The following is a 928-nucleotide window of genomic DNA, read 5'->3' as shown; positions in this document are numbered from 1 at the left end:
AACTGTGCCATTTCACCGCGTAAACGATCAGCAACCAAATCAATCTCAAATTGCTCATCGCCTTTATAAACCGCGACTTTATCAAAGAACAAATCTAAAATCTCAGAAGTACTCAAACCCAAAGCACGTAGGATAATAGAAGCAAGTAGTTTACGACGGCGATCAATACGTGCAAAGACTAAGTCTTTGGCATCAAATTCGAAGTCAAGCCATGAACCACGGTAAGGAATGATACGAGCGTTATAAAGCACTTTACCACTTGAATGCGACTTACCTTTATCATGGTCAAAGAATACACCAGGTGAACGATGTAATTGAGAGACGATAACTCGTTCAGTACCGTTGATGATGAAAGTACCATTGTCTGTCATTAAAGGCATTTCACCCATATAGACACTTTGCTCACGAATATCTTTGATAGCCGCTTTGCTGTCTTTATCTTTGCTGTCTTTGTCTTTGATGATCAAACGAATTTTGACACGCATCGGTGCAGCAAACGTTGAACCACGTAAGATACACTCACGCTCATCAAATTCAGGCGTGCCTAAATAGTACTCAACAAATTGTAGCTCTGCGTTGCCAGAGTGACTCTCAATTGGGAAAATAGAGGAATACGCAGCTTGCAAACCAGTATTCTCACGAGCTTTTGGCTTTTTATGCTCTTGCAAAAATTGCTCGTAAGAATCTACTTGGATAGACAATAAGTATGGAATGTCCATCACAGTGGGCAATTCAGCAAAACTTTTGCGAATACGCTTTTTTTTCAGTATAAGAATATGCCATCGAGAGTCCTTACAGTAGACGTGAAAACAAATGAAAAGCGTGGCCAACTTGCATAAATATTATGCAGATTTAGCGACGTAAACGATAATAAAATAAAAATTCTTACTAAAACTGTTCTATATAGATTGACGCTTCTAACAGAATA

The 928-nt window shown here is 38.8% G+C and carries 1 pseudogene; it reads right to left on the bottom strand.

Features of this window, described 5'->3' with window-relative positions:
• Window positions 1-783, bottom strand: a pseudogene (rpoB, locus tag ACS8FD_RS17750) (DNA-directed RNA polymerase subunit beta); the annotation flags it as partial.
• Between the last annotated feature and the right edge of the window lie 145 nt (window positions 784-928).

The sequence above is a fragment of the Psychrobacter sp. 1U2 genome (assembly GCF_051847575.1).
This window is presented reverse-complemented; position numbering and strand designations above follow the sequence as displayed.